15 protein-coding genes, 1 tRNA gene and 1 pseudogene are annotated in these 17,156 nt (G+C 46.7%); 12 read left to right on the forward strand and 5 right to left on the reverse strand.

Going from position 1 to position 17,156, the window contains the following annotated elements; all coding sequences use genetic code 11:
* Positions 1 to 23: 23 nt before the first annotated feature.
* The 7 genes and pseudogenes from QUB25_RS17505 to QUB25_RS17535 all read left to right on the forward strand — a co-directional run.
* Positions 24 to 380, forward strand: a pseudogene (locus tag QUB25_RS17505) (tetratricopeptide repeat protein); the annotation flags it as partial.
* Positions 381 to 528: 148 nt separating this feature from the next.
* Positions 529 to 747 carry a DUF3285 domain-containing protein gene (locus tag QUB25_RS17510; protein ID WP_333062727.1) on the forward strand — a complete coding sequence of 73 codons (219 nt, stop codon included), beginning with the start codon at positions 529 to 531 and terminating at the stop codon, positions 745 to 747.
* A gap of 206 nt (positions 748 to 953) precedes the next feature.
* Complete coding sequence (gene ybeY / locus QUB25_RS17515) at positions 954 to 1,490, forward strand: rRNA maturation RNase YbeY (protein WP_333184606.1); 537 nt, start codon at positions 954 to 956, stop codon at positions 1,488 to 1,490.
* 161 nt (positions 1,491 to 1,651) lie between these two features.
* Positions 1,652 to 2,161, forward strand: a complete 510-nt coding sequence (locus QUB25_RS17520; protein ID WP_333062731.1) for a diacylglycerol kinase family protein — start codon at positions 1,652 to 1,654, stop codon at positions 2,159 to 2,161.
* 181 nt (positions 2,162 to 2,342) lie between these two features.
* Complete coding sequence (locus tag QUB25_RS17525) at positions 2,343 to 2,930, forward strand: aminodeoxychorismate/anthranilate synthase component II (RefSeq protein WP_333184610.1); 588 nt, start codon at positions 2,343 to 2,345, stop codon at positions 2,928 to 2,930.
* A gap of 323 nt (positions 2,931 to 3,253) precedes the next feature.
* On the forward strand, positions 3,254 to 4,033 hold the full coding sequence (locus QUB25_RS17530) for an MBL fold metallo-hydrolase (protein ID WP_333184612.1): 780 nt from the start codon (positions 3,254 to 3,256) through the stop codon (positions 4,031 to 4,033).
* Between the two features lie 165 nt (positions 4,034 to 4,198).
* A complete protein-coding gene (locus QUB25_RS17535; protein WP_333062735.1) occupies positions 4,199 to 4,894 on the forward strand; it encodes a fasciclin domain-containing protein in 696 nt (231 codons plus the stop codon).
* Positions 4,895 to 5,032: 138 nt separating this feature from the next.
* Here QUB25_RS17535 and QUB25_RS17540 read toward each other — a convergent pair whose 3' ends face one another.
* Together QUB25_RS17540 and QUB25_RS17545 are read right to left on the reverse strand one after the other, a co-directional pair.
* Positions 5,033 to 5,968, reverse strand: a complete 936-nt coding sequence (locus QUB25_RS17540) for a cobalamin-binding protein (protein WP_333184614.1) — start codon at positions 5,966 to 5,968, stop codon at positions 5,033 to 5,035.
* 112 nt (positions 5,969 to 6,080) lie between these two features.
* Positions 6,081 to 8,753 (reverse strand): phospholipid carrier-dependent glycosyltransferase, encoded by a 2,673-nt coding sequence (locus tag QUB25_RS17545; RefSeq protein WP_333184616.1) that lies wholly within the window; start codon positions 8,751 to 8,753, stop codon positions 6,081 to 6,083.
* Positions 8,754 to 8,885: 132 nt separating this feature from the next.
* On the opposite strand from QUB25_RS17545, the gene QUB25_RS17550 reads away from it, so the two are divergent.
* A tRNA-Phe gene (locus QUB25_RS17550) sits at positions 8,886 to 8,958 on the forward strand.
* A 114-nt stretch (positions 8,959 to 9,072) separates the two neighbouring features.
* Here the strand turns inward: QUB25_RS17550 and QUB25_RS17555 are convergent.
* From QUB25_RS17555 to QUB25_RS17565, 3 genes are all read right to left on the reverse strand, one after another.
* On the reverse strand, positions 9,073 to 9,339 hold the full coding sequence (locus QUB25_RS17555; RefSeq protein ID WP_333184618.1) for a hypothetical protein: 267 nt from the start codon (positions 9,337 to 9,339) through the stop codon (positions 9,073 to 9,075).
* 111 nt (positions 9,340 to 9,450) lie between these two features.
* Complete coding sequence (locus tag QUB25_RS17560; protein ID WP_333184620.1) at positions 9,451 to 10,824, reverse strand: DUF4339 domain-containing protein; 1,374 nt, start codon at positions 10,822 to 10,824, stop codon at positions 9,451 to 9,453.
* A 139-nt stretch (positions 10,825 to 10,963) separates the two neighbouring features.
* The gene (locus tag QUB25_RS17565; RefSeq protein ID WP_333184622.1) at positions 10,964 to 11,194 is read right to left on the reverse strand and encodes a DNA methyltransferase; all 231 of its coding nucleotides are present in this window, start codon (positions 11,192 to 11,194) and stop codon (positions 10,964 to 10,966) included.
* A gap of 170 nt (positions 11,195 to 11,364) precedes the next feature.
* Here QUB25_RS17565 and ribBA point away from each other — a divergent pair, with 170 nt between their 5' ends.
* From ribBA to QUB25_RS17585, 4 genes are all read left to right on the forward strand, one after another.
* Positions 11,365 to 13,080 (forward strand): bifunctional 3,4-dihydroxy-2-butanone-4-phosphate synthase/GTP cyclohydrolase II, encoded by a 1,716-nt coding sequence (gene ribBA, locus QUB25_RS17570; protein WP_333184624.1) that lies wholly within the window; start codon positions 11,365 to 11,367, stop codon positions 13,078 to 13,080.
* Positions 13,081 to 13,344: 264 nt separating this feature from the next.
* A complete protein-coding gene (locus QUB25_RS17575; protein WP_333184626.1) occupies positions 13,345 to 13,797 on the forward strand; it encodes an HAD domain-containing protein in 453 nt (150 codons plus the stop codon).
* Between the two features lie 48 nt (positions 13,798 to 13,845).
* Positions 13,846 to 15,285, forward strand: coding sequence for a pentapeptide repeat-containing protein (locus tag QUB25_RS17580; RefSeq protein WP_333035891.1), 1,440 nt, complete (start codon positions 13,846 to 13,848; stop codon positions 15,283 to 15,285).
* 91 nt (positions 15,286 to 15,376) lie between these two features.
* Positions 15,377 to 17,110 (forward strand): ATP-binding protein, encoded by a 1,734-nt coding sequence (locus QUB25_RS17585; RefSeq protein ID WP_333062750.1) that lies wholly within the window; start codon positions 15,377 to 15,379, stop codon positions 17,108 to 17,110.
* The last annotated feature ends 46 nt before the right edge of the window (positions 17,111 to 17,156 follow it).

A 17,156-nucleotide genomic window follows, 5' to 3' on the forward strand; every position in this document is an offset into this window, starting at 1 on the left:
ATGCGGATTAAGGGGAAGTAGCAAAGGCGATCGCATTTTATGAACAATCTCTCGAACTTCAGGAAAATATTGGCAATGTTCAAGGAAAAGCTGCTACTTTGCACCAACTAGCAGGAATTTATGCGGATCAAGGGGAAGTAGCAAAGGCGATCGCACTTTATGAACAATCTCTCGAACTTCAGGAAAAGATTGGCAATGTTCGAGGAAAAGCTGCTACTTTCGCAATGTTAGGACTGTTGTTAGCAGATAAGAAGAGAGATTTTGACACAGCCTTGAATTATTTACAGCAATCCTTGGACATTTTCCAGCATTTGCGATCGCCACAGGCGGAGACAGTGAGGCGAATTATTGCTGAAGTTGAGCGGATGGCTGATGGCTGAAGAAAGTTTAGCCCGATTCTCTGCAGCCCGAAACCAGCCTGCAGCAATCTGAAATCTAAAAACTCCTACACAAAACGTTACATATTTGTTAACATCGGGACGAGCCTGTCCTCAGCAGCCCCTTTGTTAACCTTCTAAACTAACCACTATGAGTCAACCTCCCTCAGCAATTCCCGCCTCCGAAGAGTCCGCCGAAACCCAGACAGCGCCGACAAACACTGCACCTCCACCTAGTTATGTCAAGCTGGCGATGCGGAACATGGTTCGCAAGCGGGCGACTTCTCTGTTTCATTTTGCCTTGACAGCGGCGGGACTTTTAGGCGTACTCGTCGGTTTGGCTTTTCTCGATCGCTATTTCAATTCTTAATCGAGGATTCCAACAATCAGCCTCTAATTTCTGCTGATGTTTTTGATCTTTCTTAATCGCGAGTTAAGCTGATTGTTCTGCCTGCCTGTTGCAATCTCTAACAGATTACTGTATCTTTCCAGCAACAGCAAAATCCCCTGCCGTTCGCTCGCGCAATTGGAATTTGTAAAAAAATTGAATATATCCCTTGACAGGAGAGCAAAAAAATGTTAATTGAGGTGAACGTCGAAGACTGTTACGGGCTCGCCCAGCAGTCAGCCGACGCTTCCAACCTCCCTGAGAGTGCAGCCAGCGGGGAGATTTCAGCCGAAACCTGGGAAAATTGGTTTAGCGTTTGGCTGGAAAACCAGGAAGAGTATGTGCCAGTCGCTCCGGGCTACGAAGTCAGTCTGCGTTTAACCGCCGATACGGAGATGCAAGCGCTCAACCTCCAGTACCGCCAGCTCGATCGATCGACCGATGTACTAGCTTTCGCAGCTTTAGAGGTAGACTGTCCTCAGCTAGAGGAAATGCAGTCATCTGAACCCCTATACTTGGGTGATATCGTCATCTCGATCGATACAGCTAACCGACAAGCTCAGCAGCAAGGACATCCCCTGAAGACCGAACTAGCTTGGCTGGCAGCCCACGGTTTTTTGCATCTTTTGGGCTGGGATCACCCGGATGAAGAAAGTCTGACTCAAATGCTCGATCAACAAGAAACATTGCTGCAGGCGATCGGTCTTGCGATCCAAACAGCATAACTGAAGTTGATGGTGATTTAACAAATCATGTCAAGCCCAACATAACTTTCTGAAATTAAACCAGAACTTTAGTAAAAAATTAGAAAAGTTACCTAGACTTGATGAAGTTAATTTGAAAAGTTTAGCTTTCATTCATCTCTGTAAATTAAAGTTGGTTCTTTATGACACTAGATAGACCCTCAATTTCATCACAAGTCGCACAGTTTCTGCCCATGCCTCAAGACTCTTCTAGCCAGACAGTCCACGAGCCTAAAAAAGCCTTGAAATACAACCGAGAGCTATCCTGGAAAATCGCATCTAGCTTAGCTACGAGTTTTAGATACGCTTGGGGGGGTCTGAGTTATGCTTTTGAAACTCAGCGCAATTTTCGGATTCACACTGTTATTGGCACTTTGGCGATCGGACTCGGCCTATTTTTGCAACTGAAACCTGTAGAAATATCGGTGATCGGCGTCACCATTGGCATAGTTTTAGCAATGGAACTGTTGAATACGGCGATCGAATCGGTGGTAGACTTGACAGTCGGGCAATCTTACCACGAACTAGCCAAAATTGCCAAAGACTGCGGTGCCGGAGCGGTTCTGGTATCGGCAATGGCTGCGATCATCGTCGGTACTGCACTTCTGCTTCCTCCTTTGTGGGCAGTCGTTCAAATTGCGATCGGCCGTTAGTAACTTATTGGGCGATAGCAAATTTTAGGTTTTAGATGACCAATTTGAGATTTTTAGTTTTATTCGTCTATATTGCAGCTATTTTTATCTTCGGCATCTATCTAAAATCTTGAAACCCTTGCTTTCAGACAGCGAGTTAACCTAAAATCTAAAATCTAAAACCTAAAATCTAACTTAACCCGTGATTATAGTCATCGATAACTACGACAGTTTTACATACAATTTGGTACAGTATCTAGGAGAACTGGGTGCTGAGTTGCAGGTAGCAAGCGAAGTGCAAGTCTACCGCAACGACCAAATCTCCTTAGCAGAAATTCGCCGATTGCAGCCGGCAGCAGTGGTGATTTCTCCAGGCCCGGGGCGACCGGAAGATGCGGGAATTTCTCTGGAATTAATCAAAGAATTGGGGCCGACTATGCCAATTTTAGGCGTGTGCCTCGGACATCAAAGTATTGGTCAAGTATTCGGCGGCAAAATTGTTTCTGCACCCGTGTTGATGCACGGCAAAACTTCTCAGGTAGAACACGCAGGAGTCGGAGTTTTTCAGGGCGTGGAATCGCCGATGATTGCAACTCGCTATCACAGTTTGGTAATTGAAAAGCAGAGTTGTCCAGAAATTTTGGAAATTACCGCTTGGGTTGAAGACGGAACTATTATGGGCGTGCGGCACCGGGAATATCCACACATTGAAGGTGTACAGTTTCACCCGGAAAGTATTTTGACGACTGCGGGAAAGCAATTATTGCGAAATTTCTTGGAACGGCTTTAGTTGGGTTGGGAATTTTGAGTTTTTATCTGCATCTTTCGGGTGCCGAATCCACACCTGACTGTTTAAATTATCTAAATTTTTAGGGTGGGCCCTGCGAACTTTACGGTAAAACTAGGGTGCACATTTTCGCATCTCAGGCGCCCACAAAAGGATACAAGCCCCCGAAAATGCTCGTGGTTAACCCCAAATTTTAGACGAAAGTTCCATATCCCAGATTCATCTGTGGAGTAAATCTAAAATCTAAAATCTAAAATCTAAAATCGACTGACGGTGTTTTGTGATATAACAACAAACGACCAACACCCGATAACCGCAACCACAAGATGAAACGGCGACAATTAATACGTTACGCACAGACGGGTTTGCTAGCAGCTTTAGCAACTGGTTTACCATCTGGATGGGAAAGCTATCAAGCTCAAACTGCTGATTCTTTGTCGATTCAGTGGTTGGGGCACACTTGCTTCTTGTTCGCCGGAGGCGGTGCGAGGGTGCTGGTGAATCCTTTTCGCCCCCTGGGCTGTACCGCAGGCTATCGCTCTCCTAAAGTGCCGACAGATTTGATTCTGATTAGCAGCCGGTTGCTCGATGAAGGGGCGATCGACGGATTGGCGGGCAATCCCGGCCTTTTGTACGAGCCAGGGGCTTACAGGTCTAACGGGCTGCGGATTCAAGGGATTCGGACGGAAAAAGACCGTGAGGGAGGAAGGCGATTTGGGGTCAATGTGGCTTGGCTGTGGCAGCAAGCGGGCCTTAAGATTTTACACTTGGGCGGAGTTGCTGGCCCGATCGGCATTGAAGAACAAATCTTGATCGGGCGGCCGGATATCCTGCTGATTCCCGTGGGCGGAGGGCCGAAAGCTTACACTCCGGCGGAAGCGAAGCAAACTTTGCAACTTCTCAAACCAAAGATGGTGATTCCGACACATTTCAAAACCCAAGCCGCCGATACTGCGTGCGATTTGGTGCCGCTAGATGAATTCTTGGCGCTGATGGATGGTACGCCGGTGCGCCGATTGAATAATGACACGATTTCGATCAAATCTGGTGACTTACCCCAAACTGGTTCGGTGATTGAGGTTTTGAGTTACAGATTTAGCGGTTGATGCCCGATTTCTCAGCTTGCGTTATAGTAAGGAAGTTTTGGTCGATCGGGGATGCAAGAGAAATTTCTCTCTACCTTAGCCTCTGGCAACCTTGCCTTTTGTCGAGATTTGGCTAACATAACAATTCATGTTCACTGTTTTATCTCCTAAGGAAATGCAAGCGCAATGAAAAATCAAAATTTACCTAGCTGGATGAAACAACTGACAGGTTTCGCAGGAGTAATCGGCGCTAGCGCGTTGATTGGTTTCCCGGCTTGGGCCCACATCACCTCCAACACCAATGTTGCTAATGCAACTCAAACTTCACAAGTTGCAGGAAACGTAAAAACCACTGCTTCACCGACACCAACTGGCGTTTCACAGGCACCAACTGGCGCTTCACCGGCACCAACTGGCGTTTCACCGGCACCAACTGGCGCTTCACCGGCACCAACTGCCGCTACTAAGGATATTGTTGCTATTGCATCTGGTGACGCTCAATTCAAGACGCTGACGAAGGCTTTGGGAGCAGCAGGTTTGGTTACAACTTTACAAGGAAAAGGTCCTTTCACTGTTTTTGCTCCGACTGACGCGGCATTTGCTGCTTTGCCAAAAGCAACTGTGGAGGATTTGCTCAAACCGGCCAACAAAGCCAAACTTACTAAGATTTTAACTTACCACGTTGTTCCTGGTGCGGTTTTATCTACTAGCCTGAAATCCGGCGATGTTAAAAGTGTCGAAGGCAGTTCGCTCAATGTGGCTGTTAGCGCAGGCAAAGTTACTGTCAGCGGCGCTAATGTTGTGAAAGCTGATATCAAAGCTAGCAACGGCGTTATTCACGTAATTGACAAGGTATTGATGCCCCCTGCTTCAACAAGGTAGGACGAGCGTTTTTTGCATCCATTGATGTCAGATTCGGTTAAATGAAAGCCAAATAAGGACACAATATTGTTGTGTCCTTATTTGTATCGCAGGCAATTCAGAATTAATATACATAAAGCTTTAGCTAGCTGCAGGTATTTACAAAAATGGCTGCCAACCCTTACCTCGATAGCCAAAATAGAAGATTTCGGGATGGAGAATTTCTGCTAAAATTTCTAACGAATCAACCAATCTCGGTCCCGGCCGATTAAAGTAAGAATTGCCGTCAGTTATGTAAACTTTCCCCGTTTTTACTGCTGGCAAATTAGGCCATTCTGCGTATTTAGTTATCTGCATTGCTTCGCTGCGAGTGCGGCTTAAATCAAAGCCGCAAGGCATGAAAATAATTACATCGGGATTAGCTTTTACTAGCGATTCCCATTTTAACCAAGGGGAATGTTCTCCGACAATTCCAAATAGCGAATTGCCTCCCGCCATTGCCACTAATTCGGGAATCCAGTTACCTGCCGCCATCAAAGGCTCAATCCACTCGATGCAGGCTACTTTGGGAAGTCTCTCTTTTGTGGTAATAATAGAGGATGCTTGTGTTTTCGAGGTAATAGCATCGATGCGGGATTGCAAAAGGTCGATCGCACTTTTGCCATCTACGCCCAAAGCATCAGCAACTCCCTGAATATCCGTCCAGATTTCTGCTAGCAGATTCGGCTGCAAAGAAATAATTTCCGGCTTGCTATTTACCAGCGTGCTTACCGCTTGTTCAACCTCTGTTAGAGAACAAGCGCAGACTTCACATTGAGCTTGAGTAATAATGTGAGTCGGCTGCAATTTTTCCAAAGTATCTATTTCTATTTTATACACGCTGAGGGCATTTTGCAACAATTCTGTCACGCGGTTGTGAATTTCGCTGCTAGTTCCTTCGGGATTGAATTTAGGCTGAGTGCAAACAGGTAAATTTTGGATTTCTGGGGGATAGTCGCATTCGTGGGAACGGCCCACAAGTGCATCGGTTAATCCTAAAACTGCTACAATTTCGGTGGCACTGGGAATTAGAGAGACAATTCTTGGTTGGTTCATCGATTTTCGGTTTTTTACAGATTTAGAAGCACAAGCGTTACAGATTTAGAAGCACAGGCGTTACAAATTTAGAAGCACAGGCGGGACGCCCGTGCCACAATAAAAGGAATTGTTAAATTTTTAGTTTTTTTAAGAATTGCAAATCTTGCCATGCTTGAATGAGATTACCTTGCATCAGAGCCGCTACACCGTTTAAAACTCTAATTTCCGGTAGGTTGGAGTTGAGAGCGAGAGCAGGTTTTAAGGCTGTTTGAGCGGCTTTGGGATGCCAGCCGTACAGGTGTACGAAAGCGAGATAGGCGTAAGCGTAAGGGTTTTTTGAGTCGAGTTGAGTGACTTTTTCTAAGGCGGCGATCGCACTTTTGACATTCTGCTGCAATACCCGAGAAAATGCCAAAGCATAAGCCAATTCTAGATTATTTGGTTCCTGTTTCAACCGATATTCTAAGGTTTGTTCCGCTTGCACGGTATAATCTTGAATTGGATCGTACTGATTGATGCGCCCAATCTGCTCGAACACAGGTTCTAAACCAGGCAATCCTTTGGGTAAATTAACCGCCATCGCCCGCAATTGAGTCACCAAATCTAACTCAGGCTTATCTGTATTATCCTCGTTCCCAGGCTCTGCCTGGAAACGCATATCCAGAGGCTCTGCCTCGATCTTAACACTAACTGCCGGCACATTAATCGGATAAGTTTCGCCGGTTTTCCGATTTAGATAAGTAGCTTGCAGATTGTAAGTTCCCGGTGCAATATTAGCAGGAGGAAGCATCGCCGTGCGATCGACAACTCGAAACCCCACAGCAAATTTATCCGCTTCCAGCATCCCCGGATGCAAAGTCGCCCCGGTGATCGCGCGATCGTGTAAAATCCTGAAAGTCTGTCCCGGTGGAATATTGCCAGACTGCTGATTTTGCCACGTTACCAACACTAAACCAGACTGCAACTGCTGCCAAGGTCCAGACCAAGTATAAGTAACCGGCAGCGCGACTCCGGGAACTGCTTTTGCAGCGACAGTAACTCGATCTAATTGTACTTGCGATCGCCCTTCATTCAACGGCTGTATTTCGACAGGCTGCACTCGCTTGCGATAAAGATTTAAATTAGTATAATCTGGTAAAATCCAAGTTTTTTCTAACTGAAATCTATCGCCTTTTTCAATCGCGGTTACGGCGGCATTTTGAGCTTGTTTAATCCTTTCGCGAATCGAACCTTGCGGGCCAGTTTTAGTTACGAACCAAGAGAGCGATCGCACATCTTGCGGCACTTGTTTTAAATTCGTTCCCACCTGCCGCCCGTAAACCTGAAAATTAGCCAAAGCACCGTAAAAATTAAAATTATGCTGGTTAATTTCCGGCGTCGAAGGCAACACGCCTAAAGTAGATTGTAAATAAGGTTCCCGATCAATAATTTCGGCAATTACCTCTCGGTGCGGCCACTCTTTCCCCAAGTAAGGATAGTTAGAATTGCCGGGACTGATAATTTGGACTAAGCTATTTCCCAGAGCACCTCCCAGCGGCCAGATATGGAACAGCATCGCCAGAATTGCCAAGCCAATTGTACCCCAGCGAATTTGTCGTCCCCACCGAGAAGGCCACAGCGTTAAACAGTAGGCTAAGAAAATAGATAAAACTGGCAAATAAGGTATCACATATCGGTCGTCTTTGTTGATATTTAAAGAATTAATTAAATAAGCTCCTCCCCAGAAAACAGCCAGCCACCGACAGGAGTTGAGATAAAAAATTGACGAACTATCTGGCCGGCGACGCCAATAAAGTATCAATCCTACTAAGGGAATAAGTAACAGAGGCCAAGAAATGTGTTCGGGTAAGTGCTTACCGTAGTAAATCCAAGCGTCGATCGTATTGATGCCCGGATCTCCTTCGGCGATCGCAGAATCCAGCGTTGCCCGTTTTCCCCCGGTCAAAATTAACAGCCAATTGGTTTTCGCCCAGGGCCCAAACACCGCCACCGACAGCAACAGAGCACCTGTTAATTGACCTAATCTACTCCAAGCTTTTTGGCGCACAGCACCCACAGCCAGCCACACAATCGGGGTAAACAGAAATAATACGGTAGTGTGTTTAACTAATATTGATAAACCGAGAGAAATTCCAAAGGCGATCGCCCAAAAGAAAGATGACGCGGAGAGTGAGGGAGTGGGCGAGGGAGAGAATTTATACTTTTTCTTTGTTCGTTCCTCCAACAAAGTTCTATCGGTTACATCCGTTACATCCGTTGCCGAACTTCCTTCTTCCTTCTTCCTTCTTCCTTCAGAAGCCTTCCACATAGTCAGACAATAGAAAGCAAAAGTAATCGCCGCAGTGAGGGGATAGTCGAGCAAAAATTGCAAGCGGAACCGATAAAGCCCCGGTAACAAAACGCTAATTGCAGCGGCCCACAAACCGACTTGCCGGTTAAATAGTTGGACGCCCAGACTGTAGACTGAGGCGAGGAGAATTGCACTAAATAATAGATGAACGAGGGTTGCCCGATCGCCCCCAGTACCGAAAACCTGAAGAAACGGAACCGTTAAGATGTATGCCAAGGGCGGAATTTTCGTCGAAAGCAGCCAGAAGTTTGTCCACCACTCCCCGGAAAGCCACTGAGGATGCTGCAACGCCTGCAAGTATTTCAGGCTGCTAGTCAGGTAGTCTGCTTGATCCCACGCCGGGACAGATCGATCGAGCGCAAACCAGAGGCGATCGCTAATTGCCCCCAGCAGCCAAATTATGCCCAAGACAAGCAGACTCTTGCCCTCGCTGTCCCGATGTTGCTGTGCCATTGCGATTGTTGGATTTTAGGTTGCAGCTTTTAGCTTACAGGCGGGGGGTTCCGGGCGATCGAAAATTAATTGAGAAAAGTGCTTGCTAAATTCTGTATGTGTCTGCTAAGATAGTAAAGCGCGAAAAAACAAGCCGGGATAGCTCAGTTGGTAGAGCAGTGGACTGAAAATCCACGTGTCACGAGTTCAAGTCTCGTTCCTGGCATCGCAAAGCCCTCACAAAGTTGAGGGCTTTTTTTTATGTATAAAGTTGAGCCAACAAAATAATCACCAATGGCATCCAAATCTCGGCTTGCTGTTGGAGAGACAAAGCATCGGCTCATCCCTGAACCTGTCGTGCCTTGCGAAACTTTTCCTGCAATTGCTCGATCGCAGTCTCTAACGGGATTCCCTCACCCAGTGATAGTTCCGCCTCCGCTTCCTCTACCGAAGAGCGAACCTCCTCCACCCACTCCCAATAAAGCTTCCGCGTTTGAGTCAAAGTCTGGAGGGCTTTTGTAATCACCTCTTCCGGCGAGGTAAACTGCCCCAGTGCTAATTGCGCTTCGATCAATTTCACCTGCTCAGGACTCAAAGTAATATTCATAAAAATCTCCGGGAGTCTCGCTGACACAAATCCCTTTTCTAAGAATAGCGCTACTTTCTGGGCAGTGCGATCGTCTTGAGCGCCGATGGACCTGCGGTGACGTGTACTGTCTTATTTTTGAGTGAGGTACGACGCTAATTCTGGAATTTCACCGGCGCGCTGCCACTCGGCTTCCCCGCGCCGGACTTTGGTTCGGGCTGTGATTTCCTGAATCTCCCATAATTGCAATTTGGTATAGGGCCCCTTGGCTTCACCGCTGCGAAACACATACCATTGAGCAACTTCAGGAGTTGGCTGGGTTGATCGTCTCACAGGTTTCATCCGATTCATTCCAGTTGTGGCTTTGAGCTGGTTGAGTTCTTGTTCTACCGGATTCGGAGCCGGTGAGTTAGAATTGGGCGATCGCTTTTTCTTAGCTGAACTCTGACTTTTCTTAGCCTCCGGCTTACCTTTAGCAATTTCTACTTCGCGAGGCCACCCCCAGAAATGCCACAGCGCCACCCAAACTAGCGCCACAGCAGATCCTAAAATCTCTTCTTGTGTTTCTGACGATTCTGAAGACTCTCCAAATAACACAAAAGCGATCGCACCGAGTACGATCGCTATGAGGTTTAGGTAAATTAGGTTGGTAGCGTCGTTAGCGGCTAAGTGCCAACTGGTTGTGTGCCGAACAAAAGATTGGCTGGTTGCTGTCCGGTTGTGTTTCCAGGCTTTTCGGGCTTGAATCCGGCCGTAACCAGGAGAGTCAGCGGGCCACCACGTCGCGGCCCAATTAACTAGATGCGCTGACCAATACTGTAAAGCTGCATATCCCACTATCCCGCTCAACAGTACGCAAATAACTAACAGAAAGGTTGTTAGCGGCAGTAGCTGTTTTGGCACGATTTCGGCCGTCGCAACAGTTAGCAGGAAAAACGGAGTACCAGTTAATACTGGAACTAACACAAGTTCCAGTATCTTTAGAAGCTCTGCATAGAAAATCCATAAGAATTTAAGAAGATTTTTAAGCAGCTTTGCAAAGCGGAAGTGATACAGGTAAGCAGATGCGATCGCAGTTCCTAGAATTAAAGCAACGAGCGCGCCCGAAAAGCTTCTTAGCGGCAGCATAAAAAGGGCGGTCGGCGGAATTCCCATCACGATTGCTGCTGGCAGTGTGAGAAATGCTATAACGCCTTCCCTCCAGTGCTGCCAAGCCGATACAGTCGGCGGTTGCTGATTGTGTCGGCGAATTTCCACCCACTCTGCAAACTTGGTTAACCCCCAGTGATAGAAAGCAAATAACCAGATTTGGCACAACCAAGCAAGTACGATCGGGGATTCCCAGTCAGAGTTCCTGATGGTGTACCAGTACATCCTGCTAAATCTGTAGGAATAGTAGTAAGCATTGGGCCACAGTAAAGAAACAATCAACCAAAAGCTAATGCTTAAGGCAAACCCTCTGGCGCACGATGTAGGATCGGGGAGGAATTTCGGCCAATTATTCATGGTTGGGATAATTTGACTGGATATCAATATTGTCCCATTGCGCCGATCGTTCTGGGCAGTGCGATCTTAAGCGCCGATCGCTTGAGACCACTCGCCCGCTCTGGGACAATTTAAATTAAGTTGCTGCAATTTACCAACTTTAGAATAAAGATAACTGTGCTTCTCTGAGTTCCTTCTCCATCAAAAAATTATCTATTCTACTAGCGACAATCTGACAGTAATCAGCCCTAATTTCAAATCCAATAACTTGTCGCTGCAAACCCAGAGACACAATTGCTGTAGTCTTGGAACCCATAAACGGATCTAAAACAATTTCCTTTAAATTCGATGCCGACTTGATGATGCGATCGACGAGCTCAGTCAAGCTCATGAAATATTGGGGAGAGATTTTGTTGACAAGATGCAATAATTATAGTATGTGAGTTTAGAAATATTGTCAAACTCATCTGGACTGGAGAATCGCCCTGTCGGAAACAAAAGGTTACAATCACAAATACATTCTATTTCCATAACATTACTGTTTATAGCTTGAACTCCTCAGTGCCAAATAACAACTCCTCAACTCAATCATTTCAATTTGACTCGATCGACAGCGCCCTTGCAGACCTCAAAGCAGGTCGCCCCCTGGTAGTAGTCGATGACGAAAATCGCGAAAACGAAGGCGATGTGATTTGTGCTGCCCAATTCGCCACCCCCGACAACATCAATTTCATGGCCGTGAACGCGCGGGGTTTGATTTGTCTAGCATTGAGCGGCGAAAGGCTTGATCGCCTGGAATTGCCCCTCATGGTCAGCAAAAACACCGACAACAACCAAACTGCCTTCACTGTCAGCATCGATGCAGTCAACGGCGTCAGTACCGGTATCTCCGCCGAAGACAGAGCCCGCACGATCCAAGTAGCCATTCACCCGGACACCAAACCTCAAGACTTGCGCCGTCCCGGTCACATTTTCCCCCTGCGGGCGATCGACGGTGGCGTCCTCAAACGGGCCGGTCACACCGAAGCTTCGGTTGACCTCGCCAGACTCGCTGGACTGTATCCCAGCGGCGTCATCTGCGAAATTCAAAACCCCGACGGTTCGATGGCGAGGTTGCCCGAATTAATCGAGTACGCAAAACTCCACAACCTAAAAATAATCAGTATTGCCGACTTAATTAGCTACCGACTCAAGCACGATCGATTCGTCCGCCGCGAAACCGTCGCCAAATTGCCCACTCAATTCGGCGAGTTTATGATTTACGCCTACCGCGACACCCAAGACAATTCAGAACACGTTGCTATTGTCAAGGGCGACCCCGCAGAATTTAAAGACAAACCCGTGATGGTGCGGGTGCATTCCGAATGCCTGACCGGCGATGCTTTGGGTTCCCTGCGCTGCGACTGCCGGATGCAACTGCAAGCGGCACTGAAAATGATCGAAAATGTCGGTTCTGGCGTCATAGTTTACTTGCGCCAAGAAGGTCGAGGTATTGGATTGGTAAATAAACTAAAAGCTTACTCGCTGCAAGATTTGGGATTGGATACGGTAGAAGCCAACGAACGGTTGGGATTTCCCGCAGACTTGCGAAACTACGGCGTCGGAGCACAAATGCTCAACGATTTGGGAGTTAAAAAAATTCGGTTGATTACCAACAACCCTCGCAAAATTGCGGGTTTGAAAGGTTACGGGATTGAAGTAGCCGATCGCGTCCCCTTACTAATTGAAGCCACAGATTACAATTCGATCTATCTGGCAACAAAAGCCGAAAAACTCGGTCATATGCTACTGCAAACTTATTTAGTAACAGTGGCGATTCAGTGGAACGAAACGAAGGAAGAAGGTAGAAGCCAGAAAACAGAAGGAAAAGAGGAAGATGCTGCCATTCAAAATCGGTACGAACACCTCGAAAAACTGCGGCATTTGGCGGCTAGCCAGCACTTGCTGCTGCAAGAAGAAGCGCGGCCGGTGGGAATAGCCCTTTTCGGAGAAGGCTCCCTCATTGTTCACCTCGGCTTCGATCAAGCCGGACTCGCAGCCCCCGACTGGTACTCGGAGGTAAACCATCCTTACGTCAAGGCGATCGGTCAAATTTTGGGCGAAATCAGCACTGAGCCGAATTTGCAAACATTAGAATTCATGGTTTCCTCCGGTGGAGATCCGCTCAAAACCCTGCAAGTCCAGCTCGATCGCGAGACATTCCTTCTGTCGGAATTAGTCGCAATTTGCGATCGGCTCGAACCTCAAAAAATCTACAGTTTTGCTCCTCTTGCCTGAAGGCAGAAGGTAGAAGCCAACCCCCCTACCCCAGCAGGGGGGAAGGCAGAAGCCAAGAAAAACTGTGAATTTCAGAATAATACTTGTTGATACCCGCATCTTCCTTTCGTCAGAAAGCAGCCACCAATAAAAACAGTGAATAACAATGTTGATTGCAGTCTAACAAGTCGATGTAGCGAACACTTGAGAGAGAATCGTAGATGCACATTTATCTTATTCATCAGTATTAATACTTATTAAATTCTTCACTAGGACTTTTAGTTAATGTTAATTTTTTTAGACATTGATGGTGTACTTATTCCTGACCGAAGAAATGGATCGAGTTTGCAAACAGATATAATGAAATTTAATTCAGTTTGCCTCAATCACTTTGAAAATGTCCTTCGTTCCTATCCTAATGCGCGAGTAGTAATTTCATCATCCTGGCGTGAAATATTCCCCTTCGAGGTAATCCCGCCATTATTTTCACCAGATATCGCTATCCGTATTATCGGATTCACCCCTTTTCTCAACCCCAAAAATATTCACCAACACAAATATTTACGACACCAGGAAGTTCTTGAGTATCTTCGACAAAATCAAGCAGAAAACTCACCTTGGGTAGCCATTGACGATATTCCAGAACACTATCCGCCAGATGCACCAGTTGTGGCTATTGATGATTACAATGGTTTTGACCAGAACTCAGCAAAGATACTTTCAGAATATCTAACTTAATTTCAAAGGTTAGGAAAAAAGTATCGGAATAGAGAGGGTGAATTTGACATGGAAATGAACGTTGGTGACTTTCTGCACCGACTCGATCTCAGGGGACAAGCACTTAAAGGCACCAACCTTGGCGGTGCGGAACTCCGGGGAGCCAACCTCCGAGGCACGGATCTCCGAGAAACCAACCTCAGCGGCGCTATGCTCAGGTATGCAGACCTGATTGAAGCCGACCTCAGCGGTGCTAATCTCAGCGGGGCGGATTTAGCTGAATCATTTCTTAATTTAGCTAACCTCACTAGAGCCGATTTGACTGGTGCTTTCCTCCGAGAAGCTAATCTCGTAGGAGCCGAATTCACCGGCGCCAACCTCAAACAAGCAAGTTTGATCAAGGCTAATTTAGTTGGAGCAAATCTCCACGAAGCCAACTTAACCAGAGCCAACCTCAGTGGAGCCGATTTGCGCGGTTCTCAGTTGAGCGGTGCCATTTTAGACAAGGCGGTATACAACAACCGGACTATCTTTCCCGAAGATATTGATCCGGGTGCACTGGGAGCATTTTTGCTAGCTCCCAATGCTTCGCTCCCTGGCTTAAATCTGGCTATGGTAGATTTGACCGAAGCCGATTTAAAAGGAGCCGATTTGCGGCGGACAAACTTATACAAAGCTATTTTATTTGGCGCAAAACTCGATCGGGCAAACTTAGCAGGAGCCAACCTCAGCGCAGCGGACTTGAGGGAAGCTAGTTTGAGCGGTACGATTTTGGAGAAAGCTGTTTACAGCAACAAAACATTGTTTTCAGAAGGCATTGACCCCGCTCTGGGCGGAGCTTATTTAATTGCTCCCAATGTATCGCTGCAAGGGGTAAACTTAACCGGAGCCGACTTAAACGGGTCAGATTTAAGCGGAGCTAATTTGAGCGCTTCTAACTTAAGTTCGGTCAATCTCAAAAATGTAGATCTCAGCAGAGCTAGCTTAAAAAAAGCTTACCTCAAAGGTGCAAACTTGGAGCAAACAGATTTGAGAGGAGCCGATTTAAGCGGCGCAATTTTACACCAAGTAAACTTGAGTTCTGCTGACCTTCGGGGTGTAGACTTAACAAGGGCTGACCTCAGCGGTGCTAATTTAAGAGATGCCGATTTGAGGGAGACAGATTTCACCGGAGCTACTTTGCTGTTCGCTAACTTGAGCGGGGCCGACTTGAGAGGTGTAGACTTGACAAAAGCTAACCTCAGTGGCGCTAAGTTAAACGAAGCTGATCTCCGAAAAGCAGATTTGATGAGAGTAAATTTGGAGGGAGCAGATTTAACTGAGGCAGACTTGAGCGATGCTCATTTATTCCGAGTTAATCTCAGAGGTGCTAACCTGAAAGGTACTAACCTCAAAGGCGCAAGTTTAAAAGGGGTATTTTTGACCGACGCTTATTTGAGCGAAACGGATTTGACCGATATACATCTGAGTCCGAGTTTTTTTGAATTGCCATTAGAATCGGAATGGTAATTAGTTGACTGTTAACAATCAAAAATCTACAATCAAAACTCGCCCCGCGAAAATTGCCCGATTATTAACAATCGAAAATCTAAAATCTAAAATGGATCGACCGTTAGGCTCTGTTATTCAAGGTTCCCTGAGCAAGGGATTAGAAGTGCGACTGCACGCCGATGTTTCGGTGGAAGATATGAGGGTGGGGAAATTTCTAGTAGTGCGGGGGGTGCGATCGCACTTTTTCTGTATGCTCACCGACGTGTCTCTCGGAACTTCTAGCGCCCGCATTTTATCGAATCCTCCCAATCCCGACGACGATTTTCTGCTCGCAGTGCTAGCAGGTAGCAGCACCTACGGTACGATCGAATTGTCGCCGATGTTGATGTTGACTGCTGAGAGAGAAAAACAGCAGGCAATTTTCGACCCGACGAAAAACGGCGGAGTTCGCGAGAATAAGCTGGCGTTAGGAAATTTGGCTTCTTTTGAGTCACAAACCGGCGCGGATATTGAGTTGCTGCCTGTCAAAACTATTCCCAGCCACTTTTCCCAGGTGTTTGATGCCAAAGAAACCGATTTTCGGGCAGTTTTTGGCTGGGAAGATGACCCGTATCGCCGCAATTTTGCGATCGGCAAACCGATTGACATGGACGTTGCTGTGTGCTTGGATTTAGACCGATTTGTGGAACGCAGCAACGGGGTTTTTGGCAAGTCGGGAACGGGAAAATCTTTCCTGACGCGCTTGCTTCTATCGGGAATTATTCGCAAGCAAGCTGCTGTCAATCTAATTTTTGATATGCACTCGGAGTACGGGTGGGAAGCGGTTTCGGAAGGGAAACAGTTCAGCACTGTTAAAGGTTTGCGGCAGTTGTTTCCCGATAAAATGCAGATTTATACCCTCGATCCAGAATCGACAAAACGCCGGGGAGTCCGCGACGCTCAAGAGTTATTTTTAAGTTTCGATCAAATTGAAGTGGAAGATATCGCGCTAGTGCAACGCGAGCTAAATTTGTCGGAAGCTAGTATCGAAAATGCGATTATTTTGCGAAATGAGTTGGGAAGTGGTTGGATAAACAAGTTGCTGGAAATGAGCAACGAAGATATCCAAATGTTTTGCGAAGAAAAGCGGGGAAATAAGTCTTCGATTATGGCTTTGCAGCGAAAGTTAGAGAGATTGAATGATTTAACATACATTCGGAAACGCTGTCCAAAAAATTATGTAACTGAAGTTTTGCAGTGTTTGGATGCTGGGAAAAATGTAGTAATTGAGTTTGGTTCGCACTCGGATTTGCTGTCGTATATGTTGGCGGCAAACGTGATTACTCGTCGCATTCACGGATCTTACGTGCGAAAAGCTGAGAAGTTTTTGCAGAGCAAAAATCCGTGCGATCGCCCGCAGCCGTTGGTGATTACCATTGAAGAAGCTCACCGCTTTCTCGATCCGGCGATCGTGCGATCGACTATTTTCGGGACAATTGCCAGAGAAATGCGAAAATACTTTGTCACCCTACTGATTGTAGACCAGCGTCCCTCCGGCATCGATGCCGAAGTCATGTCGCAAGTAGGCACCCGCATTACAGCCTTGTTAAACGACGATAAAGACATCGACGCTATTTTCACCGGCGTTTCAGGAGGGCAGAGTTTGCGTTCAGTTTTGGCAAAACTCGACTCCAAACAGCAAGCATTAGTTTTGGGGCACGCCGTACCGATGCCCGTAGTCGTGCAAACTCGCCCCTATGACGAGCAATTCTACAGGGAAATCGGGGATATTGACTGGCAAGAAATGCCCGATGAACAAGTATTTGCCGAGGCAGAAGCTGCTAAAATGGATTTGGGATTTTAGATTGACAACTCCTAGATTCATTACAGAACTTAGGCAAAGGTTACTG

It is taken from the genome of Microcoleus sp. B3-D7 (genome assembly GCF_036705305.1).
Lineage (GTDB): Bacteria > Cyanobacteriota > Cyanobacteriia > Cyanobacteriales > Microcoleaceae > Microcoleus.